This window comes from Adlercreutzia equolifaciens (genome assembly GCF_029076695.1).
GTDB classification, from domain to species: Bacteria; Actinomycetota; Coriobacteriia; order Coriobacteriales; family Eggerthellaceae; genus Adlercreutzia; species Adlercreutzia equolifaciens_A.
Genome location: NZ_JARFIK010000501.1, coordinates 1 through 294 on the forward strand (window position 1 = coordinate 1; position 294 = coordinate 294).

The following is a 294-nucleotide window of genomic DNA, read 5'->3' on the forward strand; positions in this document are numbered from 1 at the left end:
CCCAAGGACAGAAGGTGGGCCTGGTGAAGGTGCGCCTGTACCGACCCTTCTCGGCCGAGCACCTGTTAGCCGCCCTGCCCGCCACGGAGCGCGCCGTATGCGCTCTTGACCGCACCAAAGAGCCAGGCAGCTTGGGCGAGCCCCTGTTCCTCGACGTGATGGCCGCCGTGGCCTCAGCGCGCGCGGATGTGCGCGTTATCTGAGGCCGCTATGGCCTATCCTCCAAGGAGTTCGATCCGGCCCAGGCCAAAGCCGTCTTCGACAACCTGGCCGCCTCCTCCCCCAAACCACCCT

1 protein-coding gene is annotated in these 294 nt (G+C 67.0%); it reads left to right on the top strand.

The window, feature by feature from the left end; all coding sequences use genetic code 11:
- Positions 1-203, top strand: a 203-nt coding sequence (locus PZH32_RS13365; protein WP_275208741.1) for a hypothetical protein, incomplete at its 5' end; no start/stop codon positions are given.
- Positions 204-294: the final 91 nt, after the last annotated feature.